Source organism: Pectobacterium sp. A5351 (assembly GCF_028335745.1).
In the GTDB taxonomy this organism is placed as follows: domain Bacteria; phylum Pseudomonadota; class Gammaproteobacteria; order Enterobacterales; family Enterobacteriaceae; genus Pectobacterium.
The window spans coordinates 3304704-3330303 of record NZ_CP116477.1 but is presented as its reverse complement, the minus strand read 5'-3'; the positions used below and the strand labels follow the sequence as shown (position 1 = coordinate 3330303).

At 49.1% G+C, this 25600-nt stretch carries 27 protein-coding genes, 1 tRNA gene and 2 pseudogenes; 17 read left to right on the top strand and 13 right to left on the bottom strand.

The annotated features are described in order from the left end of the window. The first annotated feature begins 149 nt into the window (after nucleotides 1-149). Both lpcA and O1Q74_RS15390 read left to right on the top strand, forming a co-directional pair. Nucleotides 150-731 carry a D-sedoheptulose 7-phosphate isomerase gene (gene lpcA / locus O1Q74_RS15395; protein WP_005975726.1) on the top strand — a complete coding sequence of 194 codons (582 nt, stop codon included), beginning with the start codon at nucleotides 150-152 and terminating at the stop codon, nucleotides 729-731. Between the two features lie 49 nt (nucleotides 732-780). Beyond that, entirely contained in the window at nucleotides 781-1548 is a 768-nt protein-coding gene (locus O1Q74_RS15390; RefSeq protein WP_271874513.1) for a class II glutamine amidotransferase, read from the top strand. Here O1Q74_RS15390 and dpaA read toward each other — a convergent pair. Then, complete coding sequence (gene dpaA, locus O1Q74_RS15385) at nucleotides 1519-2253, bottom strand: peptidoglycan meso-diaminopimelic acid protein amidase (protein ID WP_271874512.1); 735 nt, start codon at nucleotides 2251-2253, stop codon at nucleotides 1519-1521. The genes O1Q74_RS15390 and dpaA overlap by 30 nt on opposite strands. Before the next feature lie 257 nt (nucleotides 2254-2510). Further along, the gene (locus tag O1Q74_RS15380) at nucleotides 2511-3281 is read right to left on the bottom strand and encodes a class I SAM-dependent methyltransferase (protein ID WP_271878951.1); all 771 of its coding nucleotides are present in this window, start codon (nucleotides 3279-3281) and stop codon (nucleotides 2511-2513) included. Between the two features lie 230 nt (nucleotides 3282-3511). On the opposite strand from O1Q74_RS15380, the gene O1Q74_RS15375 reads away from it, so the two are divergent. Further along, nucleotides 3512-4312 (top strand): helix-turn-helix transcriptional regulator, encoded by an 801-nt coding sequence (locus tag O1Q74_RS15375; protein ID WP_271874511.1) that lies wholly within the window; start codon nucleotides 3512-3514, stop codon nucleotides 4310-4312. A 75-nt stretch (nucleotides 4313-4387) separates the two neighbouring features. After that, nucleotides 4388-5446 carry a DNA polymerase IV gene (gene dinB / locus O1Q74_RS15370; protein WP_271874510.1) on the top strand — a complete coding sequence of 353 codons (1059 nt, stop codon included), beginning with the start codon at nucleotides 4388-4390 and terminating at the stop codon, nucleotides 5444-5446. Nucleotides 5447-5527: 81 nt separating this feature from the next. Here the strand turns inward: dinB and pepD are convergent, their stop codons facing one another. Continuing rightward, the gene (gene pepD, locus O1Q74_RS15365; protein WP_271874509.1) at nucleotides 5528-6988 is read right to left on the bottom strand and encodes a beta-Ala-His dipeptidase; all 1461 of its coding nucleotides are present in this window, start codon (nucleotides 6986-6988) and stop codon (nucleotides 5528-5530) included. Between the two features lie 330 nt (nucleotides 6989-7318). On the opposite strand from pepD, the gene gpt reads away from it, so the two are divergent. Both gpt and frsA read left to right on the top strand, forming a co-directional pair. Further along, nucleotides 7319-7777, top strand: a complete 459-nt coding sequence (gpt, locus tag O1Q74_RS15360; RefSeq protein WP_010282559.1) for a xanthine phosphoribosyltransferase — start codon at nucleotides 7319-7321, stop codon at nucleotides 7775-7777. Nucleotides 7778-7989: 212 nt separating this feature from the next. Beyond that, on the top strand, nucleotides 7990-9237 hold the full coding sequence (gene frsA, locus O1Q74_RS15355) for an esterase FrsA (RefSeq protein ID WP_271874498.1): 1248 nt from the start codon (nucleotides 7990-7992) through the stop codon (nucleotides 9235-9237). Between the two features lie 80 nt (nucleotides 9238-9317). Here frsA and O1Q74_RS15350 read toward each other — a convergent pair whose 3' ends face one another. Then, nucleotides 9318-9653: a 5-carboxymethyl-2-hydroxymuconate Delta-isomerase gene (locus O1Q74_RS15350; RefSeq protein WP_271874497.1), complete on the bottom strand. Its 336-nt coding sequence runs from the start codon at nucleotides 9651-9653 to the stop codon at nucleotides 9318-9320. Between the two features lie 182 nt (nucleotides 9654-9835). Here O1Q74_RS15350 and crl point away from each other — a divergent pair, with 182 nt between their 5' ends. From crl to proA, 3 genes are all read left to right on the top strand, one after another. After that, nucleotides 9836-10210, top strand: coding sequence for a sigma factor-binding protein Crl (crl, locus tag O1Q74_RS15345; protein ID WP_271874495.1), 375 nt, complete (start codon nucleotides 9836-9838; stop codon nucleotides 10208-10210). Between the two features lie 123 nt (nucleotides 10211-10333). Beyond that, nucleotides 10334-11437, top strand: coding sequence for a glutamate 5-kinase (gene proB / locus O1Q74_RS15340; RefSeq protein WP_271874493.1), 1104 nt, complete (start codon nucleotides 10334-10336; stop codon nucleotides 11435-11437). Nucleotides 11438-11447: 10 nt separating this feature from the next. Further along, complete coding sequence (proA, locus tag O1Q74_RS15335; protein ID WP_271874492.1) at nucleotides 11448-12701, top strand: glutamate-5-semialdehyde dehydrogenase; 1254 nt, start codon at nucleotides 11448-11450, stop codon at nucleotides 12699-12701. A 303-nt stretch (nucleotides 12702-13004) separates the two neighbouring features. On the opposite strand, the gene O1Q74_RS15330 is transcribed toward proA, so the two are convergent. Continuing rightward, nucleotides 13005-13478, bottom strand: a complete 474-nt coding sequence (locus O1Q74_RS15330) for a hypothetical protein (RefSeq protein WP_271874490.1) — start codon at nucleotides 13476-13478, stop codon at nucleotides 13005-13007. Between the two features lie 526 nt (nucleotides 13479-14004). On the opposite strand from O1Q74_RS15330, the gene O1Q74_RS15325 reads away from it, so the two are divergent. Beyond that, a tRNA-Thr gene (locus O1Q74_RS15325) sits at nucleotides 14005-14080 on the top strand. Nucleotides 14081-14717: 637 nt separating this feature from the next. Here the strand turns inward: O1Q74_RS15325 and O1Q74_RS15320 are convergent. Further along, the gene (locus tag O1Q74_RS15320; protein WP_271874488.1) at nucleotides 14718-14891 is read right to left on the bottom strand and encodes a hypothetical protein; all 174 of its coding nucleotides are present in this window, start codon (nucleotides 14889-14891) and stop codon (nucleotides 14718-14720) included. Continuing rightward, nucleotides 14885-15088, bottom strand: coding sequence for a hypothetical protein (locus O1Q74_RS15315; RefSeq protein WP_271874486.1), 204 nt, complete (start codon nucleotides 15086-15088; stop codon nucleotides 14885-14887). Before O1Q74_RS15315 ends, O1Q74_RS15320 begins: the two co-directional genes overlap by 7 nt. A gap of 295 nt (nucleotides 15089-15383) precedes the next feature. Here O1Q74_RS15315 and O1Q74_RS15310 point away from each other — a divergent pair, with 295 nt between their 5' ends. Further along, nucleotides 15384-16850 (top strand): hypothetical protein, encoded by a 1467-nt coding sequence (locus O1Q74_RS15310; protein ID WP_271874485.1) that lies wholly within the window; start codon nucleotides 15384-15386, stop codon nucleotides 16848-16850. Between the two features lie 449 nt (nucleotides 16851-17299). Then, complete coding sequence (locus O1Q74_RS15305; protein ID WP_271874016.1) at nucleotides 17300-18493, top strand: IS4 family transposase; 1194 nt, start codon at nucleotides 17300-17302, stop codon at nucleotides 18491-18493. A 478-nt stretch (nucleotides 18494-18971) separates the two neighbouring features. Here O1Q74_RS15305 and O1Q74_RS15300 read toward each other — a convergent pair whose 3' ends face one another. From O1Q74_RS15300 to O1Q74_RS15280, 5 genes are all read right to left on the bottom strand, one after another. Next, complete coding sequence (locus tag O1Q74_RS15300; protein WP_271874484.1) at nucleotides 18972-19583, bottom strand: hypothetical protein; 612 nt, start codon at nucleotides 19581-19583, stop codon at nucleotides 18972-18974. 57 nt (nucleotides 19584-19640) lie between these two features. Further along, on the bottom strand, nucleotides 19641-20129 hold the full coding sequence (locus O1Q74_RS15295; RefSeq protein ID WP_271874483.1) for a hypothetical protein: 489 nt from the start codon (nucleotides 20127-20129) through the stop codon (nucleotides 19641-19643). 35 nt (nucleotides 20130-20164) lie between these two features. Continuing rightward, a complete protein-coding gene (locus O1Q74_RS15290) occupies nucleotides 20165-20545 on the bottom strand; it encodes a hypothetical protein (protein ID WP_271874481.1) in 381 nt (126 codons plus the stop codon). Nucleotides 20546-20634: 89 nt separating this feature from the next. Continuing rightward, entirely contained in the window at nucleotides 20635-21159 is a 525-nt protein-coding gene (locus O1Q74_RS15285; protein WP_271874479.1) for a hypothetical protein, read from the bottom strand. After that, nucleotides 21156-21428 (bottom strand): helix-turn-helix domain-containing protein, encoded by a 273-nt coding sequence (locus O1Q74_RS15280; protein WP_014915451.1) that lies wholly within the window; start codon nucleotides 21426-21428, stop codon nucleotides 21156-21158. Before O1Q74_RS15280 ends, O1Q74_RS15285 begins: the two co-directional genes overlap by 4 nt. 120 nt (nucleotides 21429-21548) lie before the next feature. On the opposite strand from O1Q74_RS15280, the gene O1Q74_RS15275 reads away from it, so the two are divergent. The 5 genes and pseudogenes from O1Q74_RS15275 to O1Q74_RS20385 all read left to right on the top strand — a co-directional run. After that, nucleotides 21549-21950, top strand: a complete 402-nt coding sequence (locus O1Q74_RS15275) for a hypothetical protein (RefSeq protein ID WP_271874476.1) — start codon at nucleotides 21549-21551, stop codon at nucleotides 21948-21950. A 382-nt stretch (nucleotides 21951-22332) separates the two neighbouring features. Further along, nucleotides 22333-22755 (top strand): DUF2787 family protein, encoded by a 423-nt coding sequence (locus O1Q74_RS15270; RefSeq protein ID WP_271874474.1) that lies wholly within the window; start codon nucleotides 22333-22335, stop codon nucleotides 22753-22755. Nucleotides 22756-23362: 607 nt separating this feature from the next. Further along, the gene (gene radC, locus O1Q74_RS15265) at nucleotides 23363-23806 is read left to right on the top strand and encodes a RadC family protein (RefSeq protein WP_271874472.1); all 444 of its coding nucleotides are present in this window, start codon (nucleotides 23363-23365) and stop codon (nucleotides 23804-23806) included. A 36-nt stretch (nucleotides 23807-23842) separates the two neighbouring features. Next, the gene (locus tag O1Q74_RS15260) at nucleotides 23843-24112 is read left to right on the top strand and encodes a hypothetical protein (protein WP_442953151.1); all 270 of its coding nucleotides are present in this window, start codon (nucleotides 23843-23845) and stop codon (nucleotides 24110-24112) included. Next, a pseudogene (locus O1Q74_RS20385) lies at nucleotides 24067-24416 on the top strand (transposase); the annotation flags it as partial. The gene O1Q74_RS15260 and the pseudogene O1Q74_RS20385, both read left to right, overlap by 46 nt. A 13-nt stretch (nucleotides 24417-24429) precedes the next feature. Here O1Q74_RS20385 and O1Q74_RS15250 read toward each other — a convergent pair. Continuing rightward, a pseudogene (locus tag O1Q74_RS15250) lies at nucleotides 24430-25467 on the bottom strand (IS630 family transposase). Nucleotides 25468-25600: the final 133 nt, after the last annotated feature.

The following is a 25600-nucleotide window of genomic DNA, read 5'->3' as shown; positions in this document are numbered from 1 at the left end:
ACTTCACAAACCGAACGGCAGTCGTGCGTTTTCTGACGGACGTCAGCGATCCTCTCGATCCCGTGATTACGCGCTTCTCGCTGTTAGTACGATCCGCTACACTGCATGGCAGAAGATGATACTGTCACCAGACAAAATGAGAGGATTCCATGTATCAGGATTTAATCCGTAGTGAACTGAAAGAAGCGGCAGAAACACTGAATAATTTCTTGAGTGATGATGCGAACATTCAGTCGATCCAAAACGCTGCGGTGCTGTTGGCTAACGCTTTCAAAGCGGGTGGTAAAGTGATTTCCTGTGGTAACGGTGGTTCACACTGTGATGCCATGCACTTTGCTGAAGAGCTGACGGGTCGCTATCGCGAAAACCGTCCTGGCTATCCGGCCATTGCGATTTCCGATCCGAGCCATCTATCCTGCGTCAGCAATGACTTTGGCTATGATTTTGTCTTCTCTCGCTATGTCGAGTCACTGGGGCGTGAAGGCGATGTGCTGCTGGGGATTTCCACGTCTGGTAACTCCGGCAACATTATTAAAGCGATTGCCGCAGCAAAAGCGAAAGGCATGAAAGTCATTACGCTGACCGGGAAAGACGGCGGCAAAATGGCGGGTTCTGCTGACGTGGAAATCCGTGTTCCGCACTTTGGCTATGCCGACCGTATTCAGGAAATCCATATCAAAGCGATTCACATCCTGATTCAACTGATTGAAAAAGAGATGGCGGATCAGTAAGCCGCTTAATACGCTCTAAAAGGGCAAGAAGGGAAGGGTAGAAAGTCAGATGTGTGAACTGCTGGGGATGAGCGCGAATGTACCGACGGATATCTGCTTTAGCTTTACCGGGCTGATACAACGCGGTGGAAACACCGGTCCGCACCGGGATGGCTGGGGAATCACCTTCTATGAAGGGAACGGCTGTCGTACGTTCAAAGATCCGCTGCCAAGCTATAATTCGCCGATTGCCCGGCTGGTGCAGGATTATCCGATCAAATCGTGTGCGGTGGTTTCACATATCCGCCAGGCGAATCGCGGTGCGGTGTCGCTGGAAAATACCCATCCCTTTACCCGCGAATTGTGGGGGCGGAACTGGACGTTCGCCCATAACGGGCAACTGAAGGGTTACAACACCCTGAAAACGGGGATGTTTCGCCCCGTGGGCCAAACGGACAGCGAATTTGCTTTCTGCTGGCTGCTCTCCCAATTGTCCGAACGCTACCCGCGCACGCCGGGTAACTGGCCTGCGGTATTCCGTTATATCGCCAAACAGTCGGATGTCCTGCGGGAGAAAGGTGTGTTTAACATGCTGCTGTCGGACGGGCGCTTTGTGATGGGGTATTGCTCAACCAAACTCTACTGGATCACCCGTCGCGCGCCGTTTGGTAAAGCGACGCTGTTGGATCAGGATGTGGAGATTGATTTCCAGCAGCAGACGACACCCAATGATGTCGTCACGGTACTGGCGACGCAGCCGCTAACGGGCAACGAAACCTGGCATCAGATCATGCCAGGTGAATTCGTTCTATTTTGTTTCGGCGAGCGCGTACTTTAAGGTCGGCTGGCTGGTCATCAACGGTGGGTTAACGACGTATTGCCCGTTAAACACCGTAACGGCCGGTGGCTGATTGTGCTGATTAAAATAGGCATACCCCGGCTGAAGCTGTTTCCAGAAGCTGGCGTAGATGGAATTACGGTGGCGTTGCATGTTCTGTTCCGTCATACGGAACGGGTAGATGGCAATATCAATCTTCGCCTGTCCGTTGCGTAACGCGGTTTCGGCATAGCGATAAATCTCATCCATGTAGGTGTTGGTCATGGCATAGCAGCCAACCGACACACATTCGCCGTGGATCATCAAATAGCGGCCGGAATACCCCTGTGATTTATCATACTCGTTGGGGAAACCGATATTGATTGCGCGGTAATATTGGCTGTCTGGTTTTAACTGACGCAGATCGACCTGATAGAAACCTTCCGGACTTTTTAAATCGCCTTCAACGCGTTTTGGCCCTAACCCGCCCGAATATTTACAGATTGGGTATTGGTCCAATAAACGGTATTCGTTACCGACTTTCGCATAGAGTTCGAATATTCGCTCTTCTTTAAAGATCTGAATATAGATCGGAGAGCCTAATAATTGCTGTTTTAATTCTTTTGCTATCGGCGCGAGCGGCGGTGTGGTCTCGCTGGCGGCGCTGGTAATAACAAGAGAAGGCAAAAAAAACAACATCGCAAACGACAGCGCGATTTTTTGCATTATGGTTCCTGATAATAAAATTGCCTGCTACACGCGGCATCCGCGTCGCGCTACAGGTGTTTTAGCGAAAGCGTTGGGACAGCCGTTATCGGTATCTATTTCGTCGGCGAATAGATAACGACGAAAACGAAATCACATTATCATTGGTTTCATATTAATCAAGCGTTGAAAAGCGCTAAAAAATAACATTTACAAAAAACAGCCCGAATGGATACGAGCTGCTCAGTGTGAGGTTATTAATGGTAGGAGAACGCGGGTCAGGCGCGGGTGGCTTCTATCATCATAATGTCGGTGACAAAGGAACCGTCCGCCTGTACCTCAAAATGCTGTATCACTTCGTCCGCCAGCGTTTTTTGCAGTTCACGAATCGCCACTGTGAAATGTTCTGGCGTGCGCATACGGGCGATCCAACTGCTGAACTCCAGCGTCAGCCTGTCGCTGGTGACGTTACGCACGATAAACCCGGCTTCCGTAAACAGACTCAGCCATTCTCCTGGTGCGTAATTACGCACGTGTGAAGTGTCGCGCAACTTCTCTACCGTCTGCAAATAGCTGTCCAGCAGCGGATGGCCGGGCGAAACGACATCCATCATGATCACGCGACCGCCCGGTTTCAGGACGCGCCGCATTTCACGTAATGCCTGTCCGACATCATGCCAGTGGTGCGCAGAATAACGGCTGATGATGATATCAGCGCTGCTATCTTCGAACGGTAAAGACTCGGCTACGCCTTGTTGAGCGCGGATGTTATTCAGCCCTTTTTGCTCGGCAGCCTGACTGACTACCTCCAGCATTTGAGAAGACAGGTCGTAGGCAACAACCTCCGCGACGGCCTGTGCGGCAACGAAGCTGGCGTGTCCGGCACCACAGCCGACGTCGATCACGCGCGCCTGCGGGAAGGGCGCTAATAACGCGGCCAGTTGGGTTAAATCTTTGCCCTGTGCATGCACTGCGCTGGTCAGGTAATTCTGTGCTTGTGAGCCGAACTGATGTTCGACGCGATGATTATGGTTCTGCTTTTCTTCCATCATTGCTCTCGCTCTATCTGAATTGATCTTGTTTTATCTGGGGTAAACGGCGGCGCGCCAGCCACTAAAGAAGACGTCGGTCTGAGAACACTATAGTGAGGGAAAAATACGGGTACAATATGAGCATTTATACGGGTATAAAATACTCCCTGTTTGATTAACACCGCTTTCACTCATGTTGCTGCTATCGCCAGTTGCCTGAGCAAGCGGTATGAGAAGGACACCGGGTTATGTCTGCACATTCATTGATGTCTGCCAATTCTCTGAGCGGCCCAAAGGCGCTGGGGGCTTTCTTACGGGCGCTGCGTGAGCGGACTACGCCGGAAATGGTGGGGTTGCCAGCGTCCGGGCGGCGGCGCACCAGTGGGTTACGCCGCGAAGAGCTGGCGCAAATCGCCCGCATCAGCACCACCTGGTATACCTGGCTTGAGCAGGGGCGTGATGTGTCCGCTTCGGCATCGGCGCTGACTCGCGTGTCGCAGGCGTTAAAACTAGAACCCGCAGAGCACGATTATCTTTTTAGCCTTGCTGGCGTGAAGGATCCTCAGAAGCAGAATCGGGCAATGTCGCCGGATACGCAGGTTGCCGCTAGCCTGCATCACATTACCTGCCCTGCGTATCTTCTGGATGGCTGCTGGAACATGCTGGCGTGGAATGCGCCGTCGGAACAGCTGTTCGCCGGATGGCTGGGAAACGATTCTGAACCGAATCTGCTGCGCTTTATGTTTCTTAACCCGCTGGCACGATCGCTGGTTGCTGATTGGCCGGAACGTGCCAGACGGGTGGTGGCGGAGTTTCGGGCGGAGTCCAGTCATTATGCGTCTGTCGAATCTGTCCGACACGTTGTGATGGCGCTGTGTGAAGAAAGTCGCGAGTTCAATCTCTGGTGGTCTCAGCAGGCGGTAACCGCCCGTGAAGGCGGCGAGCGACGCTTCCACCACCCTCTGCTGGGAGAGGTTGCCTATCATCAACAGACTTTCCATCCTGCCGGACAGGGGGAATTTAAGTTGGTGATGCTGATCGCGCAGTAAACGCGGGCATTATTGCGCTGCTTGTCTATACTGACTTTGATCTGTATATTTATACAGCATTGTCAGAGGGCCAGTATGCGCAAAATCATTCATGTTGATATGGACTGCTTCTACGCAGCAATTGAGATGCGTGATAACCCGCGTCTGCGCGATATTCCTCTGGCGATTGGCGGGAGCGCCGATCGTCGTGGCGTCATCAGCACCGCTAACTATCCTGCCCGACGCTACGGCGTCCGCAGCGCGATGGCGACGGCAACCGCTTTGCGTCTCTGTCCACACCTCACGTTGTTGCCGGGGCGCATGGAGGTGTATAAGTCTACCTCGCGCCAAATCCGCGAGATCTTCGCCCGCTACACGTCGCTGATCGAACCGCTTTCTCTGGATGAGGCCTATCTGGATGTTACCGATAGCCCACACTGCAACGGCTCGGCGACACGTATTGCCGAAGAAATTCGTCGAACTATTGCGGATGAGCTGAATCTGACGGCGTCGGCGGGGATTGCGCCGATCAAATTTCTGGCAAAGATCGCGTCTGAGTTAAATAAGCCGAATGGACAATATGTCATTACGCCGGAGCAGGTGGATGATTTCCTGTTGGCGCTGCCGCTGGAGAAAATCCCCGGCGTCGGGAAAGTGACGGCGAAACGGCTGGAAGAACGCGGCCTGCATACCTGTGCGGATGTGCGGGGGTATGCGCTGGCGGATCTGCTTAAAGAATTCGGCAAGTTTGGCCGCGTACTGTGGGAGCGATGTCAAGGGATCGATGAGCGACGAATTTCACCGGATCGGTTGAGGAAGTCAGTCGGCGTGGAGAAGACGCTGGCGCAGGATATCCACGACTGGGAACAGTGTGAAAACCTGATCGAGCAGCTTTATCAGGAGCTGGAAGTCCGCCTGAAACGGGTAAAGCCCGATATGCATATTGCGCGTCAGGGTGTCAAACTCAAGTTTGATGATTTTCAGCAAACCACGCAGGAACATGTGTGGCCGATGTTGAATAAACAGGATCTGTTGAAGATTGCGCAGCAAACCTGGCAGGAGCGGCGTAAATCCAGAGGCGTCCGGCTGGTTGGGCTACATGTGACGCTGCTTGACCCGCAGATTGAGCGACAGCTGGTGTTTGATTGGGGATAAAGCTGTTTCGTTGAGGATAAAAAAGGGCGACGTCTATGCGCCGCCCTGATTTTTACTCGTGTACGTTTTATTCGTGGGCGATTAAGCGCGGGGCGGAATCGCTTTCAGCAGCGCTGTCAGCAATTTCCAGTACAGATCGACGCTGCCGATATGCACTTGCTCATCCGGCGAGTGTGGCCCGGTGATGGTCGGCCCGATGGAAACCATATCCATGTCTGGGTAAGGTTTCTTGAACAGACCACATTCCAGACCGGCGTGAATCACCATGATGTTCGGCGTCTTGTTGAACAGCTTCTGATACGTTTCACGCACCAGCGCCATGACCGGTGAATGCGCATCCGGCTGCCAGCCAGGGTAGCCGCCTTTCGGTGATGTTTTCGCGCCAGCCAACTGGCCCAGCGCCGTCAGCGTACCGACGACGGCGTCTTTACCGCTGTCGATCAGCGAACGAATCAGGCAGATAATTTCCGCGTGGTCGTCTTCCATCGTGACAACGCCGAGGTTCAGCGACGTTTCCACCACGCCTTTGACGTCGTCGCTCATGCGGATCACGCCGTTTGGCGTGGCATTGAGCAGCGCTAGCAGGCGATCGCGGCTGTCCTGCGTCAGCGGGTGTTCGTTGCTGTCGCTGGCTTCCACCAGTACGGTCAGGTTTTTCTCAACGGCGGACAGTTCATTTTTCAGCACCGCCAGATATTCCTGGCTCAGCGCTTTCAACTGCTCGACGTTAGCGGCTGGCAGGGACAGCGTGGCGAAGGCCTCACGCGGAATGGCATTACGCAGCGTCCCGCCGTTCAGATCGAGAATGCGGATATCCAGCGCTTTCGCCTGCTCGAACAGGAAACGTGCCAGCAGCTTGTTGGCGTTGCCCAGTCCCAGATGGATGTCGCAGCCGGAGTGGCCGCCTTTCAGCCCTTTAATCGTCAGCTTCAGCGTGTGGTAACCGGCTGGTGGCACTTCGCGTTCGAGCGGCAGACGGGTAATGAAATCAATACCGCCCGCGCAACCCATGTAGATTTCGCCTTCTTCTTCCGAATCGGTATTGATCAGGATTTCGCCCTGAAGCCAGTTTGGTTGCAGGCCAAATGCGCCATCCATGCCGGCTTCTTCTGTCATCGTCAGCAGCACTTCCAGCGGGCCGTGCTCGACGTTCGGATCGGCCAGCACCGCCAGCGCAGACGCCATACCAATGCCGTTATCCGCGCCTAGCGTGGTGCCGCGCGCCTTCAGCCATTCGCCGTCAACATAAGGCTGGATCGGATCGGTAGTGAAATCATGTACGGTGTCGTTGTTTTTCTGCGGCACCATGTCCAGATGCGCCTGCAATACGACAGGCTTGCGATTTTCCATACCTGCGGTTGCCGCTTTGCGCAGCAGGATATTGCCGACCTGATCGCGCTCGGCATGAATGCCTTTCTCTTTAGCCCATTCCAGAATGTGTGCGGCCAGCGCTTCTTCATGATAAGACGGATGCGGAATGGAACAGATCTTGGCGAAAATATCCCACAGCGGCTGGGGGGAAAGTTGAGACAATTCAGACACTATTTCAGTCTCCTTGTTAGCGGCCAGCCTTCGCGTTCTGGCGGGCAGGGCTATAGGTTAAAAGTTAATCGCGGTTAGCCACATAACATGGCGTGTCATAACAGAATATCATTTTCCATCAAAGCAGGGGAATTGCCGTCGGCCCTGACTTATTTTTCCTGCTGCAATATGAATCAGCGGGCTCGGCAGAGCGCAGGTTGGCGGGAAAAACTCGGTTCTCACGTTGAGAAAAACTGGTTTTTATGTTGTCGGCTATCTATAATCTCGCGCAACCTTTTTCCCCCCTCAGACTCAACTTAAGCCGGTTTTTATTCGGCTGGGATATATTTTATGAGCGAAAAGTACGTCGTAACCTGGGATATGTTGCAAATTCATGCCCGCAAACTGGCACAGCGTTTACTGCCTGCCGATCAATGGAAAGGCATCATTGCCGTCAGCCGCGGTGGTCTGGTGCCAAGCGCGCTGCTGGCGCGTGAGCTGGGTATTCGTCACGTTGATACCGTTTGCATCTCCAGTTATGACCACGACAACCAGCGCGAAATGAAAGTGCTGAAACGTGCCGAGGGAGATGGCGAAGGGTTTATCGTGATTGACGATCTGGTTGACACGGGCGGTACGGCAAAAGCAATCCGTGATATGTACCCGAAAGCGCATTTTGTGACCATTTTCGCTAAGCCTGCTGGTAAACCGCTGGTTGACGATTACGTGATCGATATCCCGCAGGACACCTGGATTGAACAGCCGTGGGACATGGGCGTGGTATTTGTTCCGCCGTTGTCTGGCCGTTAATCGCCTGAGCGAATCTTCGTTTCCACCAATGCCCGGTTTAGCCGGGCATTGATGTTTATGAACTGTGGTAATTTCTAGCGCAGGCTTTGATCCGATCGTGTGTTTCTGCTGTTGGTATTTGTCTTCTCTGGCCTGAGTTCGTTACACTTTAACGGGTGACGAAGAAGTCGTCTGATGTCCGCTAACAGCGGTTTACATTAATGGAGGCTGCTGTGGCGCAAGCTAACCTGTCTGAAACGCTATTCAAACCATCCTTTAAACATCCAGAAACCTCGACGCTGGTCCGACGTACGCGAAATAGTCAGGACGTGCAGGGGCTGCATTCTACGCTGGAAGGGGAAAAGACCCGCAGTTGGTATCGCATGATTAACCGGCTGATGTGGATTTGGCGTGGCGTCGACCCGTGGGAAATCGAAGACGTGCTGTCGCGTATCGCTGCTAGCAAGGCCGACAGAAGCAACGAGCAACTGCTCGATACGGTGATCGGCTACCGAGGCGGGAACTGGATTTATGAATGGGCGAAGCAGGGCGCAGGCTGGCAGCAGCGAGCAGCAGAGAGCGGCGATGATGAGCAGACCGGGCCGTTCTGGCTGAAGGCCGCCAACCTCTATAGCATTGCCGCGTATCCGCATATTAAAGGCGATGAGCTGGCAGAGCAGGCGCAAACGCTGGCAAATCGTGCTTATGAAGAGGCCGCCAAGTACCTGCCTTACGAACTCAAAGAACTGACCTTCCCGATTACGGGCGGTGGCACGTTGACCGGTTTTCTGCATATGCCATCGCAAGCGAAAGCGCCTTTCCCTACCGTTCTGATGTGCGGCAGCCTGGAAATGTTGCAGAGCGATTATCATCGCCTGTTTCAGGACTATTTTGCGCCGGCTGGCATGGCGATGCTGACCATTGATGTCCCCTCCGTTGGATTTTCTTCCCGCTGGAAGCTGACTCAGGATTCCAGTTTTCTGCATCAGCAGGTTTTGCGCGCGCTGCCGGATGTCCCGTGGGTCGATCACTCCCGCGTTGTCGCGTTTGGCTTCCGCTTTGGTGCCAATATTGCCGTTCGGCTGGCGTATCTGGAATCGCAGCGCTTACGCGGTGTGGCCTGTCTCGGCCCTGTGGTGCATCATCTGTTAAGCGATTCGAATTGCCAGCAACAGGTACCGGATATGTTTATGGATGTGCTGGCGAGCCGGCTGGGTATGCTGTTTTCGACGGATACCTCGCTGAAAACCGAACTGGGGCGCTATTCGCTGAAAACGCAGGGGCTGCTAGGACGCCGCTGTCCGACGCCGATGCTGGCAGGCTATTGGGATAACGATCCGCTCTGTCCGAAAGAAGAGGCCAGCCTGATTGTGAACTCATCTGCACAAGGGAAACTGCTGCCGGTTAATTTCTCGCCGGTGTACCAGAATTTCCACTACGCACTACAGCAAATCAGTGGATGGTTGCAGGATAAAGTATAGAAGAGCAGGCGTCATTCAAGGTCTGTGCGGGAGAATCTTCGCCGCACAGTTCGCTACTTCTGCCAGATGGTGACAGCCGATCACAGGATTTTTTTGGCGTAGCAAAGCCTGTCTATATCAATCACTTCAACCGTAACCGATAGATTTTTCAATCCCAGCGCTTCGATCTTCTGAAGAACAAGATCGGAGAGGCGACTTTTCTGTTCCCTCGTCCGCCCAGAAAGCACCTTGATCGCAACATGAATAAAGCTGGCTCGTTGGTCACCCGTCGTATAGCGATCGAAAGCGTGTGATCTGACTTTGATGTCACTGCCGTCGCTGGCAAACAACCCGGACTCGAGTGCACCGCGATAGATCGCAGGGAGTAGGGTATTTACATCAATGTCTGAGGAATGTTCGGCGATACAATGCGGCATGCGGTGTCACTTCTCAATTAACGAAAACAAAGAGAGCCGAGTGTTGAGTACCCGGCGTCGCTCGGCAACCGCTTTTTCAGGCAGCCTGCGTGGACAGCAGCATAGAGATTGGTTATCACTCCAGCGGCTTGATAAATTGCCATTCTCTGCTAAAAAGAAGGTTCAACCAAAGGAGATCGTAGATGATATTACCGAGTGGACACTCCAAAAGCCGGCTCATGAAAAATTTTACGGCACTGGGGCCTTATATACGCGAAGCGCAGTGCGAGGATACTGCGTTCTTCTTTGATTGCCTGGCGGTTTGCGTCAACATCAAACCCGCACCGGAAAATCGCGAGTTCTGGGGTTGGTGGTTGAATCTGGAAGATACCGGCGAAACGTTTGCTTATGACTACCACTACGGCCTGTTTGATAAACAGGGCAATTGGCGTGAGGAAAAAATCAAGGACAAATCCGTGATGGGACAGGTGGAAAATGCCAAACAGGCTTTCCATGTCCGACTGGAGAAACTGCTGCACTCGCTGGAACCCGCCTGTACGCTCGTTGCACGACCATGATGCTTCCCTGACGATCCCCGATTTATTCGCAGGTTTTCGCGTTATGCCTGTTGGCATAACGCGTCTGTCCTGCTACAACGTTTTCCTTATTCTTATTTTTTGACATCCAACGGCAGATAAATTATGAGCGGCAGCCAGACTTTGGTTGTGAAACTGGGTACCAGCGTGCTAACCGGCGGTTCACGTCGTCTTAACCGCGCCCACATTGTTGAACTGGTGCGCCAGTGCGCGCAGCAACATGCGGCAGGGCATCGGATTGTTATTGTCACCTCAGGGGCGATTGCTGCCGGGCGTGAACATTTGGGTTACCCCGAACTCCCGGCCACGATTGCGACCAAACAACTGCTGGCCGCTGTGGGTCAAAGCCGCCTGATTCAACTGTGGGAACAGCTATTTTCCATCTACGGTATCCACGTCGGGCAGATGCTGCTGACGCGTGCAGATATGGAAGATCGTGAGCGTTTCCTTAACGCGCGCGACACCATGCGGGCACTGCTGGATAACAATATTGTTCCGGTGATTAATGAAAACGACGCCGTTGCCACCGCCGAAATCAAAGTGGGTGATAACGACAACCTGTCTGCATTGGCGGCGATTCTGGCTGATGCGGATAAATTGCTGCTGTTGACCGATCAGGCCGGGCTATTTACTGCCGATCCGCGCAATAATCCGAATGCGGAGCTGATCCGTGAAGTGACTGGCATCAACGATGCGTTGCGCAGCATTGCGGGCGACAGCGTATCTGGCCTCGGAACGGGCGGTATGTCGACCAAATTGCAGGCCGCTGATGTGGCCTGCCGCGCGGGGATCGATGTGGTGATCGCTGCTGGCAGTAAACCAGGCGTCATCGGTGATGTGATTGCCGATATTTCTGTCGGAACGCGTTTTCATGCTCTGGATGCGCCGCTGGAAAGCCGCAAACACTGGATTTTCGGTGCCCCCCCTGCGGGGGAAATTACCGTCGACGACGGCGCGCTTTCGGCAATCCTCGAACGCGGGAGTTCGCTGTTGCCGAAAGGCATTCGCAGTGTGGAAGGGAATTTCTCTCGCGGTGAAGTGATCCGCGTGCGTAGTCTGGCGGGACGCGATGTGGCGCATGCCGTGACGCGTTATAACAGTGATGCGTTGCGTATGATTGCCGGACACCACTCTCAACAAATTGCCGAGATTCTTGGCTACGAATATGGTCCGGTGGCTATCCATCGCGACGATATGATTATCAATTAAGGAGTTCGCGATGCTTGAACAAATGGGTAAAGCGGCAAAAGCGGCCTCTTATCAGTTGGCGGTCTTGAGCTCGGCACAAAAAGATCGCGCGCTGCTGACGATTGCGGATTTGCTGGAAGCCGAGAGTGCGACGATTCTGGCGGCTAACGCGCTGGATTTAACCGATGCGCGCCAAAATGGTATGAGTGACGCATTGTTGGATCGGTTGCTCTTAACGCCGGCACGGCTGAGCGCGATTGCCAGCGATGTGCGTCAGGTCTGTCGCCTGAACGATCCGGTAGGGCAGGTGATTGACGGCAGCATGCTGGATAACGGCCTGAAGCTGGAACGTCGCCGCGTGCCGCTGGGCGTGGTCGGTGTGATTTATGAAGCGCGCCCGAATGTGACGATTGATGTGGCTTCTCTGTGCCTGAAAACCGGTAACGCGGTGATTCTGCGCGGTGGCAAAGAGACGTATCGCACCAATGCGGCGACGGTCAAAGTGATTCAGCAGGCGCTGTCGCAGTGTGGCCTGCCTGCTGCTGCGGTGCAGGCGATTGAAAGCCCAGATCGTGAGCTGGTCAACCAACTCCTGAAGCTGGATCGTTACGTGGATATGCTGATTCCACGCGGTGGTGCTGGCCTGCATAAGCTGTGCCGTGAACAATCGACGATTCCGGTCATTACCGGGGGGATCGGCGTTTGTCACATCTATGCTGACGACAGCATCGATTTCGACAAGGCGCTGACCGTCATTGAAAGCGCCAAGGTACAGCGCCCTAGCGCCTGCAACAGCCTGGAAACACTGCTGGTCAACCAACGTATTGCCGACCGCTTCCTGCCTGAACTGAGCAAGAAAATGGCGGTGGCAGGTGTGACGCTCCATGCCAGTCCTTCCGCGATGCCTTACCTGACCGGTGGCCCGGCAAGCGTCGTTGCGGTGGAAGAGGCTAACTATAACGATGAATGGCTCTCTAACGACCTGAACGTCACGCTGGTGGACTCCCTGGATGCGGCGGTTGCCCATATTCGCGAGCATGGTACGCAGCATTCTGATGCGATTCTGACGCGCTCGTTGAGTAATGCGGAACGCTTCGTGCGTGAAGTGGATTCTTCAGCGGTGTATGTCAACGCCAGCACGCGCTTTACCGACGGCGGCCAGTTTGGTCTGGGGGCAGAAGTGGCGGTCAGCACCCAGAAACTGCATGCGCGCGGCCCAATGGGGCTGGAAGCGCTGACCACTTATAAATGGATTGGTTATGGCGACGATTTGATTCGCGCCTAATCGATTAATGGCTGCGTATATCAAAAAGATATGCGCAGCGTTATTTTCACGCCATTTTTTACTTCAGTCTTTTTTTATCTAAATAAGAAGTATCATTTCAACTGTAATTCTTTTCTGTGTTACATGCATTCAAATTAAAATATAATAAATCAATAGAAATGCAATAAATAAACCCTATCATAGAAATACCCTCCAATAGTAGCAGGCTATGCTTTGTGCGACGCTTCACAAATACATAGCCTGTATCGCTATCGGAGGATAAATAGTAATTGCTTGTCCTCTGTTGTAATAATGCGTTATTTATTAACGCTGATGCTTCTCTGCTGCATTATGGACTGAACGGGCGGTTTCACGAGCCTGTTTTTCCGCACGGCTGTTAAAATTATCCGCTTTAGTTTTGGCATCAGCCCAGCCTTTTTCGGCATCTTTTCTGGCTTCAGCTTCTCTGGATTTCACATCGGCTTTGATTTTTTCTGCCCTGCTTTTATTTTCTGATTCTCTTGCCTTTATATCGGCTTTGATGGCATCGGTTTTATCCCGGAAGTGAGATCCGCTGTTGCTTGCCTTCTGCGGTTCACCCACAGTACCGGCATGAGCGCTAGCACTGACGTGACTAGCCCCTTGACCAGATGATGATTCAGTTTTGGTTACGCGCTCAGTTTTGCCATCATGAGTCGACTGAGCACTAGCGGTTGCTGAGGCAAAGCTATCCGCTGCAGCCATGCCGATATAGCTCGTACCCAATAACAAGCCTAAAAATAGTGTTTTCATCTTCATTATTCACACCCTCTCACGGTACTTTCTTGTTATGCTGAAAATAATATTTTGATGGTGAGATATTATTTTGGCATTAACGTATAGACAGCATCCTTATTGCCTTGGCAGTAGTAGAGCAAAATAATAAATAAAAAGAATAGGGATTTTTCCTAAAACAAAATGACCGTTTGGTTGAGACTTATTTCATTTTCATCATAAAGGTAAAAAATTATTTTTATTGTAACGTTCCTACTCTACTGGGAAATATATTGCTTAAAAATGAGTGGTGTTTGTATAGTCAGATATTATCTGTCTGGAACCGGCTCCCGAAGCAAGGTGATAGAGAAGCCAGACTCTGGCTTCTCCGTTAAGCCCAAAAGCTATAGCATGCGGCATTATTAGTACGGAAAATTATCAGAACTGTATAATCTTCAACAGGATGATGATAAAACCAGCAGACGATCGCCAACCGCTTGACTTGACGTATCATTATCACTAATTTGTCATCCCGTAGTTCACGTCTGGCTCTCGCCATGACGATCCCAAAGCCGATATAGCTCAGTTGGTAGAGCAGCGCATTCGTAATGCGAAGGTCGTAGGTTCGACTCCTATTATCGGCACCATTAAATCAATGAGTTACGAAATCCTCTTTCATAAAATCTTCCCATTTTTCCTCTCGCGTACTTACTGGCGTACTTATTTAGCATGGTATGGCTGAATATCATCTGCCAGCATCTAACCTGAATCAGACTTTCTAATGATCGCCGTACACGAGTAATGAGTGAAGATAAGCTGAACAATGGCTACCTGGCTCTGCTTTTTCAGCGACAATCAAAAACGTATTTCGTCTGACCCTTTGGGCAGGTTGCTGTACCTGCGGTCTGTAGCATAGTGTGGAAGGATGTTGGCCTCAGAAGGGTATAACTTAACTGCCCGAGACTAAAACTGGGGTTGAGCACTACGTTCAGTTATCCCATCAGGCAATAGATTTCCTCAAAGTATTTTGCTTCAATCCATACCTGTTTCCTTCTACATGAACAATAAGGCCAACCCAGCAAAAGCACCTGACGGAAAATATCTGGTGCTTGTATGAGTCATGACAAATGCAGGTATACCTTATACCTAGCTGGACGCCGCATGATTTGAGAAGAACAGCGAGGGTGAGGGGATGGGTTTTATTGAAATGGAAGGGGGAATAGGACTAGTCGCGATCTGAAACAGAGACACCGGTGAGTTAGTCCCCGGTGTCTACGGCTAAACTTACAGTTTATCCTCCTCTTTAAGATTTTCGACCAGCGCATAGTTGGCATAATCGCCAACTTTTTTACCTGCCTTTTGAGCTGCTTTAATCAGCGTTTTTTTCTGCTGCGAACTCGGTTTGAAGGTGACTGGTTGACCTGCGATGAACCGATCCTGATAGGCCGCTTTTAACATTGTGTATCCTCCTCAGCTTTTTCCATCACAAGACGTTTTGCTAGTTTCGTTGGTGTAACACGATGTTTTTGTGAGGGCATAAATGCTTGGATTCGTTTCAACTGGCGATTTAAGAGTCGCGCGGCATTTTTATCTTGGGGCGTTACTGTGACGTAATTTCCACCATCATCGATTGGTGTTTGTGCTGACGTAGGCATAGCTTTTCCTTGAATCTGGTTAAGTTGAGTCCATGAGAGATCACCGAACAGGTGGCGTTAATGGACATTTCACACGGTATATGATTTTAAAAATGCATTCAATATCAAGTAATTATGCTGTTTTGTGCATGTGATTGAGTGTGATGGGTATTGTTTTTTGTTAATGTAGAATTTATCATACCAATATATTTTTTATTTTATTTTTTTAATAAAAATTAATTTTATTATCATCATATATGGGTATGATTTTCTAAAATCAAAGAAAAAATAGCACCACGAATTGGAGGTGAAAAAAATGAAAAATATTCAGCGATACAAAAAAATAATTGGGATTGATGTGAAAGCGCTTCTCAGTGCAACGCACAACATTCATAAAATGGCTTGGGAGCAAGTACTTTTGCTAGCTATTTACAGCCGGCAGCAGTACTTTTACGAAGATTCTTTAGGATTTAAAAATCGAATTCAACTTGTCCATGAAGTTCAGAAATACCGGGACATCAGCCGTGACGTCTGCCGTGATGTTCTTATTCAGTTGGAGCAAGGGAAGGGAAGCACAGATATTATAAAGATGTTGCTCAATCATGAACATACCATGAGTAAGACCGTGCTGAGAGCAATGGAGGATAAGAGTCTTGCCTTTGGTCCTGACAAAAGTGAACGTCTTTACTCTTACTATGCAATGTACATGGTATTACACGATCCGCTGACCGTTTTTCAGTCTCTACGTGGATTCGAGGGGCTATCAGTACCGGACTATATCGTCAAAGTATACCAGCGTATGCATTCAGGGCCGCTTCAAATGTTGGTTAAAGATAACCTAATCTTTGCGGAAAACCTGAGTTTAGATGGATTAGTCGATCTCTTGGAAGAGAGGGGTACCCCGGTAAACACTTCAGAATTTATCTCTGAAGTTACAGGTCAACTTGCAAATGATATTGGAAAATATTTAAAAGCCGCTTATGAAAAGCTTATGTGGTGTGATGCGGGTAGAACACATAGCTATGAGCCGATAACACTTTTCAACGAAATGTGCGCTGTGAGACAAGAGCAACAGCAATTTATGCTAAATTTTAATGTCAAAATATTGAGGCGCTTCCTTCATCTTGGACAAATTGAGGGTGTTATGGCGGGGGTTAGAGCTGAAATCCTCAAAGCTTTTGATCCTTCGGCTGTCAACCACTTTCAGAACCAGCCTGATAATCAGCAGTTTGCTGGTGTGATAGATGCACTGAGTGACTGGTATAAACATGCTAACACCGGGCTAATCAAGAAGATCGACGGTGTTCCTCGATTGATAGCATCACTGCTGGACTTTGACCTGCGCTACCGAATTGGTATAGGGTCAAAATATTTTGGATTGGTGCCTATGGAACAATTCAATTTTCGGTTGATTTCCCGAGACTATAGCCAACTGGTTACAGGGATCATCCGGCACACGCTTTTTGCATCAGGTAGCTCCTTTGACCTTCAGGGAGCTCTGCATTGCTACCAAAGTATAGATCAATATCTCGAGAAATTCAGTCGGAGTGAGTGTGATAGGTCTCAAACGTCATTGCTGATGAAAACATGGGCAGATCAGGAAGAAGGACCCATGGTTGAGCGATTCAAAAAATTGCCTGTCTATCTAAAGTCTGGAAAAAAACAAGAATTTGTAAACGCAATAATAAGTAACCAACGTCGTAAAAGCCAGGATCAGTCCTACCCATATCCGATCAGGTCATTTTTCCCTTTACCTTTATGGGCAATGGAGAAAGATCTCTAAATTGATTGTTTGTAGGATATACCCTAAATAATTCGAGTTGCAGGAAGGCAGCAAGTGAATGAATCCCGATGAGCTTACTTGAGTAAGTGATTCGGGTGAGTGAACACAGCCAACGCACCTGCAGCTTGAAGTATGACGGGTATATATCATATATTGAACTATCCTCATTACAACCGCCGTCAGAGGGGGTACTTTAACACATCGCGGTGGCGTTGTGATCGCAGACGTACTTTTCCGAGAACAGTTTATACTGTATTAACTTTCACCTGTAATGGCGGTTGCAATCATTTCAACACTATGCTTTTTCTTTTGATATTAGGTATACATGTAGCTGCAGATAAGGATAGTCATTTTATCCCCTTACAGGCTGAGGAATCCCCAGAAAACAAGACAGGCATAGAGTTTTATGATCTACTGATTTTCGCCAAAAAATTCAATGAGATCACCCTATGCCTGTCCGTAAAGTATGCCAGACTTTTTTCCGTCACGCTTTAGCTTCAACACATCAATATCGACAACATGCGCTTATTGATTCCACCGCTGCGTTGATAAGCGGTGCCACGCTTTCACTCACCTGCATCGGGCGTTATTTACCCGGCCCTGCTCGCGTGAAAGATAAAATAAAACGGGTTGACCGCCTTTTGGGAAACACTGCGCTTCATCACGATATCCCGAAAATATTTAATCAGATTACATCCATGATGACCAAAAACATGCCGTGGTGTGTTATTGCCGTCGACTGGAGTGGCTATCCCTCTCAGGATTTTCATGTCCTGCGTGCCAGCCTTGTCTGTGATGGCCGCGCTATCCCCTTGATGAGTCAGGTGGTTCCGTCAGAAAAGCAAAACAATATTTTGATACAGAAAGCCTTTCTTGACGCGCTTGCCTGTGCTATTGCCCCGCAAATGAAAGTCACCCTCATCACCGACGCGGGCTTCCACAATGAATGGTTTCGGCATATCAAAGCACTGGGATGGGACTTTATTGGTCGCATCCGGGGAAACGTAAAATTTTGCCTTCATCATGGCCCGGAACGCTGGCTGAACGTGAAAGACTGTACTGGCACGGCGCGCGCGGAATATCTGGGAGCCGGAACGCTGGCGCGTTCAAAAAAGGCGCAATGCAACGGACATTTTTATCTTTATAAAAAAGCGCCGAAAGGCCGAAAAAGCCAACGTCGCAAAGGGAAACCGAGCCATCCCACAACAGAAAAAGAACAGCGTGCGTCAGCTAAAGAGCCGTGGCTGCTATTTACCAGTACTGATGAATTCAAGCCCCATGAAATTATGAAACTCTACAGCAGGAGAATGCAGATTGAACAAAACTTTCGCGATGAAAAGAGTGAGAGATTTGGCTTTGGCTTACGCGCCTGTGGAAGCAAAACGGGTGAGCGGCTTTGGGTGCTGAGTTTGCTGGCAACACTGGCATCAATTGTTCTCTGGTTATTAGGATATCATTTTGAAAATAAAGGTCTTCATCTTCATTATCAGGCGAACAGCCTTAAAAGTCGAAGAGTGATATCGTTTTTGACACTGGCGGAAAATGTACTGCGGCATTCACCGCGAATAATCAGGCGAGTGAAGCTGGAGAGTATTTTAGCCCAACTCACCAGCACCTACCGAAATATGGTGCTGGTTTATTAGCGATGATTTTGTGGGGATCCCTCAGCCTTACAGGGAATTAGAGTGAATTATAACCATTTTTTCATGGTTATACTCTGCAAGATTAACAGATTATTACTGGTATTTATTTACGATAGGATTTTCTTCATTTTTTATTAAATATTGCGGTGATGTTTATTTATAATCATCAGTTTTTTTACAGATAATATAGATAGACCATCTTATGGTGCTATTGCTATTGCTATTGCTATTGCTATTGCTATTGCTATTGCTATTGCTATTGCTATTGCTATTGCTATTGCTATTGCTATTGCTATTGCTATCAATGATTATAATTATTCTTTGAGCTATAAAATTACGTATTTTCGGTATTTTTAATGTTTTTTAGCCATTGATGATCAAACAGCTGTTGCATCATATCACTATATTTATTTTATAGGGGGATGTCCCTATTAGTTCTGATCTTTTGCAATGATAAGTGAAGCATCAATGTGCGAAATCATTTAATATGGTTTATTGAATAAAATATTCTGGTAGATATCACAATCTGTAAGAACGAAAGATTCAATACTCCCCCCAACGCCATCCGCTCTGGCAAATGAGTCGCCCGAGTACCCAGCATTTTCAAATCACCATCCACCGTCAGATCAGACGGTGGGGTTCTAAGAATTGACCCGCTAACATCCATTTCGCCTTTCACCACAAAGATCTCGGGAAGGCCTTTGATGTCTGAGTAAATCCAGAAAAAATGCCCATTGATGACGTTGATATTAATCGGCCAACACCCGTTGTAGTGGTACAGGTACACGCTTGAACCGACTTTCAATGATGCCGGTATGGTGATTTTCGAGTTATAACGGCAAAGTGGGGAGCCATGAATATACAGGCTTCCCGTTACCTCGATGTTTTTCGGGATTTTGCAGTATTCAGCAAAGTGAACATCGCCGTGAATACAGAGGTTGGCAGGAACTTTGAAGCGACTACCCTGGTGTTGGTGCAAATGAAGACTACCGAAAACTTCTGTCGTTTTTCCGTTTCGTTTCCACTGGATACCTTCCGCATCGAGATACGCAAAAAATGCAGAGCGTTTGTTAAGTTTATTTTTTCGCATGGATTATCCAGTGGAATTCTATTTTATTGGCGTGTCGTATCCCTGAGTGAACAATGGTTACAAGCCGACAACGTTGACGAGAAACTGTTTGCGGTCATCGGTTTGTTGCACCGTATAGGTGATTGGCAGCGTTGTTGACTTTTCCGAGCCAGTCATAAGCAAGTTAGCCGCACACTCATAGATTTCCGGTGATTTATGGTGTTGCATTGTTCTGACGGTGTTCACAGAGAATTTAATCTGCTCGATATTCTTGGGGGCTAAACCGGATAATTGTGATTTTTTCAGCATCGCAGTTTGTTTTGCCAGTTGTTCTGTGGCGATGCTGATCACCAAATTTTTGGCATCATCGCTGTTGCATTCTGGCGTTCCGGCGTTGCATCCGGTCAGAAGTATTCCGGTAGTCATGACGATAAGCGTTTTGCGTATAGAAGACATTGAGATTTTCCCTGCGTTGGCCGTAAAGTTTCTGCATAGCGGCGTCGGTTTAAAGAGTTTGGCGACATGTTGTTTTTTCTGGCAGCGTTGCCATGTCGTGATCTGTGCCATATCCAATCCTTACCTTGAGAATAAAGCGTGCTGTTTTATTTTTTTCTGGCGGTATAAACGCCATCAATAGAGTTCTCTGCGCCCACGCCACAAAGCCCTAGAGGAAGCAGGCTGAGTACCGCCCAATTGTCATCTGAACGGCCTTTAATCAGCACCATGGTCTTTTTGTCGGGTGACAGATACATCCACGCTAAACCGGAGTCGGTTCCTGCCCAAAATGGGGCTTCACCACTGATTTCACAGACGCCGGGCATACCGTTAATGGCTGGTCCGTTACCTATGATTTCAAATTTAATTGGCGACTTTGACTGATCGCTCATTTCAATTGTCATGGTGGCGGTTTTGCTGGCTAGATGGAACGTGGCAGACATTGCCAGTGGTGAGAACAAGGCAACAGCCAATAGCAGAGGTTTCATAAATGAAGCTCCTTTATATTAATCGTGATATCAAAGTGTCATGGTCGTTATTGGCGCGCCATGATGGAACTGGGTGCTGGCCTTAGCTGCTACAGCACCCGGATATTTTTAGTGATTCTGTGAAACGCCAGTGGTCGCCGCGTGGTGTAGAAATAAGCCACATTAAACGCCGACTTTTTATGGTTCCCTTTACCTAGTGAGGGCCAGTCACGAAATGAGTCCAATTGTTCTTCGGTCCATGGCGTGCTGGAGAAATCAAACAGCACTAGCAGCGACTTACCGTCATACTTCATCAATTTCTTGATTTCCGTGCTGTTCACCGTTGCCGAGATCACAGGCCGGGAGGCAGTAGGGCGTCTTACTGCAAATTCCACTGCCACATCATCGATGATGAAATCAATGTAACCATTGCCGCGCAGCGTGTCCGGCAGCTTGCTTTTAACTTCCGGCGTTACCTGATCGGCAAACCATCCAAGCAGGTAACAACGCACCAGTGGCAATAATTCCCTTTCACTGCATTCGTTCAGCCGTAATGTCCTGACGAAATCCTTCCGGTAAAGTGACGAGAACAGGTATTCAAAACTCTCGACCACCTGAGTCACCGTAGTACTCATTCCTGCTTCCCTTTTGACTTTTTATCAAGGTAACGACTCGGCCAGAGTTCTTCCGGTCTCATGCCTAATGCTTGGGCAATCAATCCTTCAGCACGTGGATAGTGCCGTTCAAAGGCGTTATTGAGTGTTCGCGCCGCAAGCCCCTGTTCACGGGAAAGCTGCGAAAGTGTCAGACCACGTTTATGCAGTGCCGCCACTATGTCGGCACGGTGCCAGTCCTGTGGACTTCCCTTGCTTCGCTTTTTTTGCGATGCTGATGAGTTATTCACTGTATTAACTCCATTGAATCAGTACATGGATATTAAAAGCGAATAAAGAGAACTTATCAAGTTCCTTTTAATTGGTTTTTTGTTCTTTTTTACAACGCATTGATATCTGGTGAGATTTTTATGACTAAAAACATGAACAGTAACTCGGAATCCCTACTACCCACAGAGCAGGTGAATGACGGGCAGACATGGCTGACAGCAGAAGAGTTCGTCGGTATGGAGGGTATGCCAGGAACGGCGAAAGGTGCCCGTCTGCGCCTGGAAAAACTGGCTGATCTGCATCCCGAAATCAAACGCAAACGGACGCGGGGAAAAGGGTTCGTGTACCACATTAGTGCGGCGGGAATGTCGCTGAAAAGTGAACGTGAAGCTGTTCAATTGACAGTAGATGAAAAGCTGAATCTCTGGATACAACTGTTCCGCACCATGTCTCCTGCTTCACGTGATCGGATGCTAAAACTGGCTCTGGCGCAGGTGGCAGAAGACCTTGAACAGGTACAGCCATCAGCCACTAAAAAATAGTCATATCATCATAACGTATTGAATATAAACACTTTATATCAGGAATGGTATTGCTTTGTGTATGCTATTTTGCTATACTGACTGCGCTGGCACATGTCTATTTTGAATGTGTCAGCATTCATGGTATGACACCATATTTCACCTACTGTTCTTATTATCCTTTTTATGGGAGGGTTGCTGATGTCCACGATTCACCAAAATCAGTAAGTCATTACAGAATCAACGACTGCTATGTATATTTACTGGCTGAAAGATGACTGTATTTCTGTTGCTGCAATATCTACTCGGTCAGAAAATATTGACCTCATAAAGGTAACGATATTTATCCGTAAATATGCATCAGCTAGTGCAACATATCCTTCATTAATAAATGGAGTTCATCATGAAAGACCATATGACTGTTTATCAGTCAGGGCTGCATTTACCCGTCAGTCGAACCTTTATAAAAATAATAGTTGAATACTTACCTCCTCCTCCGCTTACCCCCCCTGCTGTTACCTTGAATTTCCGTGACTCGAAATACTCAGCTGAATCCGGTGGCTTCCACCCGGTAGAAATCCGTCTCATACATCATGCCGATGTCTGGTATTTCGACTATCTGACAGACTTTAGTTATATGGGTGGACCATGGCCTGAACTGGAAAAAGAATTGGATATTAGCTGGAGTCAGTCTTATGTCTGGCATTATTTAATGGGCGATATTGATGTAGAGGAGGGCGGTGCGCTATTTGAACTCTGGCAACGTAACTTTATCCGCTATTGGAAAATGAAAATTTACACGGTTTCTGTTCATCAAGAACGCTAATTTCCAAGTTAATAACGCGTGCGCAAAAAATATATTCATGACGTCATGAGCAACAATAATGTGGCTCTTAAAATGAAACAATTCAAAAAACTCACTCCCGCAGTGCAAGGAACGCTAGACAGCTTATGCGGAATATACAGTGTTGTGAATTCGCTGTACTGGCTTTATGGACCTCGAATCAAACGGACTCCGCTATTTAGGGCACTCGTTGATCACCTCCATCAACGCCATGATGTAGTGGATTACCTGGCTTATGGCATGGAAACCCCTGCGATAGTCTCAATGCTGCGTTTCCTGCAATCCAGTCGCTATCGGCGCTACCCCATTACTGTTCAGTGTCCCTTTATACAAAAGCCTGCCCGTACAGGACGGTCTACGTTGATTCGCTGTCAACGATGGCTATCTCAACACCCCGGACGCGTGATCTTGCTCAGTGACCAATATCATTGGACGGTGCTGATCCATATCGATGACGAATGGCTGTATTTCTTCGATAGCAGTACTTACACACGTATCCGCCGCAGACGCTGTTCTCTGCGAGAACGGGCAGGTATGCACCAATTATTCCTCGACGCTATTTTCTTCATCACACGGGAGGAACCGCATAATGACGACTGCTGAACGCTCGTTGATTGAACAAGCAAGGAAACTGCTCAGCGCAACGGTGCGCCGTGGATGCCAATTAACGTCACCGGATGCAGTCAGAGACTTCCTGTTGTTTACGCTGGCACTACGCGAACAAGAAGTTTTTGGTGTGGTGCTGCTGGATAACCAAAACCGCGTATTGCTGTGGCGTGAGTTGTTCCAGGGCACGATAAGCCATACTCCGGTCTATCCGCGGGAGGTGGTGAAACAGGCTCTATACCATAACGCCGCCGCAGTCATATTGGTACACAACCACCCATCGGGCAGTACCGAAGCCAGCCAGCAGGATATCAAGATCACGCAATCACTCCAGCAGGCGCTGGCGTTGGTCGATGTGCGCGTATTGGATCACTTTATCGTTGCAGGAGACTGCACTGTCTCGATGGCTGAACGGGGCCTGCTGTAATGCTGGCTTGTGTTAATGTGCATTAATGAGGCTGTTATGGGTCAGAATAAGAAATCAGGCACGTTAAGCGCACGTCAGCCGGAAGTACTTTCTTCCGCGACGGTGCTGAATGTCTGGTTAGGCAGCTTGGCACCCAGTGGGCGGCGTAGCATGCGCTCGTTGCTGAATTTAAGTGCGGGCATCCTTAAACGTGGTGTTGATGCCGAAGATTATGACTGGGCAGGGTGCGCTATATTCATGTCGCGAAGGTTCGAGCAGCCCTATTGGATCGCAGGTATGGGATCATACGAAGAAGCGGGAATCTGAAATCTCGCCCGAAAGTCGTGCTGGCTGATAAGGGATATTCGAATCAATTGCTACGTTATCACTTGAAAATCAAAGAGATAAAAGTGGTTATTCCGTTCAAATCGAATGAAAAGGCCAGTCTGAACGGACGCCGAAGACTGGATATCCGCTTGTACAAAAAACGTAATGCGTCGAGCGTTGCTTTGCGATGCTAAAAGAAAACCGTCGTATCGCAACGCGCTCAGAAAAAACAGCCAGAAACTATCTGAGTATGCTTAATTTGGGCTCGATCCGGTTGTTTTTGAAGTTAAGTGGCACACCCTAAATAACTTCGCATATTACCGCTTCACTTTAGCCAACTCGTGTTGATTACCGGGAAATGGCGAGGTGGCGTTCATAAATTGATTTACCTGTTCCAGTAATTGCCACATGTACCGGTACTGATTATTTCGCGTTATGGTTTCGTGTAACGACAGTCACAGCCGCTTTATCGGATTCAGCCACGGCGAGTAAGTCGGCAGGAACAGTAACCGGAACTTCTTATTTGCTGCCAGCCAACGCTCCACTTTGCGGCTTTTATGGATGATGTAGTTATCCACCACCAGCGTAATGGTTTTCGCTCGTCGGTAGGTGCGACATAATGTTTATAAATGATTGATAAATAAATAAGAATTTTTGCTGCTGCCGCTGACGTAGTGGACTCGTCCCGTACCCGAATGTAGCGCGCCAGCCAGATAATGCTTTTGGTTTTTCCCCGGCGTAACAATGCGTTTTTGTTGCCCTTTTAGCATCCAGTCCGCACCGGTTTTCGGGTTCAGGTCGATATCGACTTCATCCTGATAAAACACCGGATGGGCCATCTGCTCCCGGGCCAGTACCTGCTCGATGTCAAGCCGTTTTTCCTCATAGTGTGGGTCTTTGATTTTCAGTGTCGGCGCGGCTCTGCGCCAGACAATGCCCGCCTGTTTCAGGTATCGGTGGAAGGTGGAACGATGAAGCGTCACGTCAAAAAGCTGATTAACCATGCGGGCCAGTAATTCTGTACTCCAGCGCAAACGTAGCCAGCCGAAATCTTTCGGGGAGCGTTGTACCTGCAGCGGCAAAACCTGAAGGATATCGGTAACCGGCTATCGTATAGTACATCCGGGCCTGAGGCTTTTTAGTCCTTCAATGCCATGTAAAGTAAACCAGTTTATCTATCTTCCAACGGATGAACGAGCGGCACAAAGCATTTTGGCGACGTCAGTGACAGCCATTTCCTGATGAAGCATCAGCATGGCAATGAGGCGTATGGCATGGTTTTTATCACGGGTTTTCTGGGCTTCTTTTCGCATCAGGCGTCGTTCTTCATCGGGGATAAATGCTATGATCAGCATAACTCAGTCCGGTTGGTTATTTTTGCTGTTTGGCGATTGATCCGATTGCTCAACTCGGACTGAGTTCCATTCAAGTGATGTGATGGACGTCCCTCCTCAACATAATCCTGCCTCACTTATGTTGAGCTGCCCC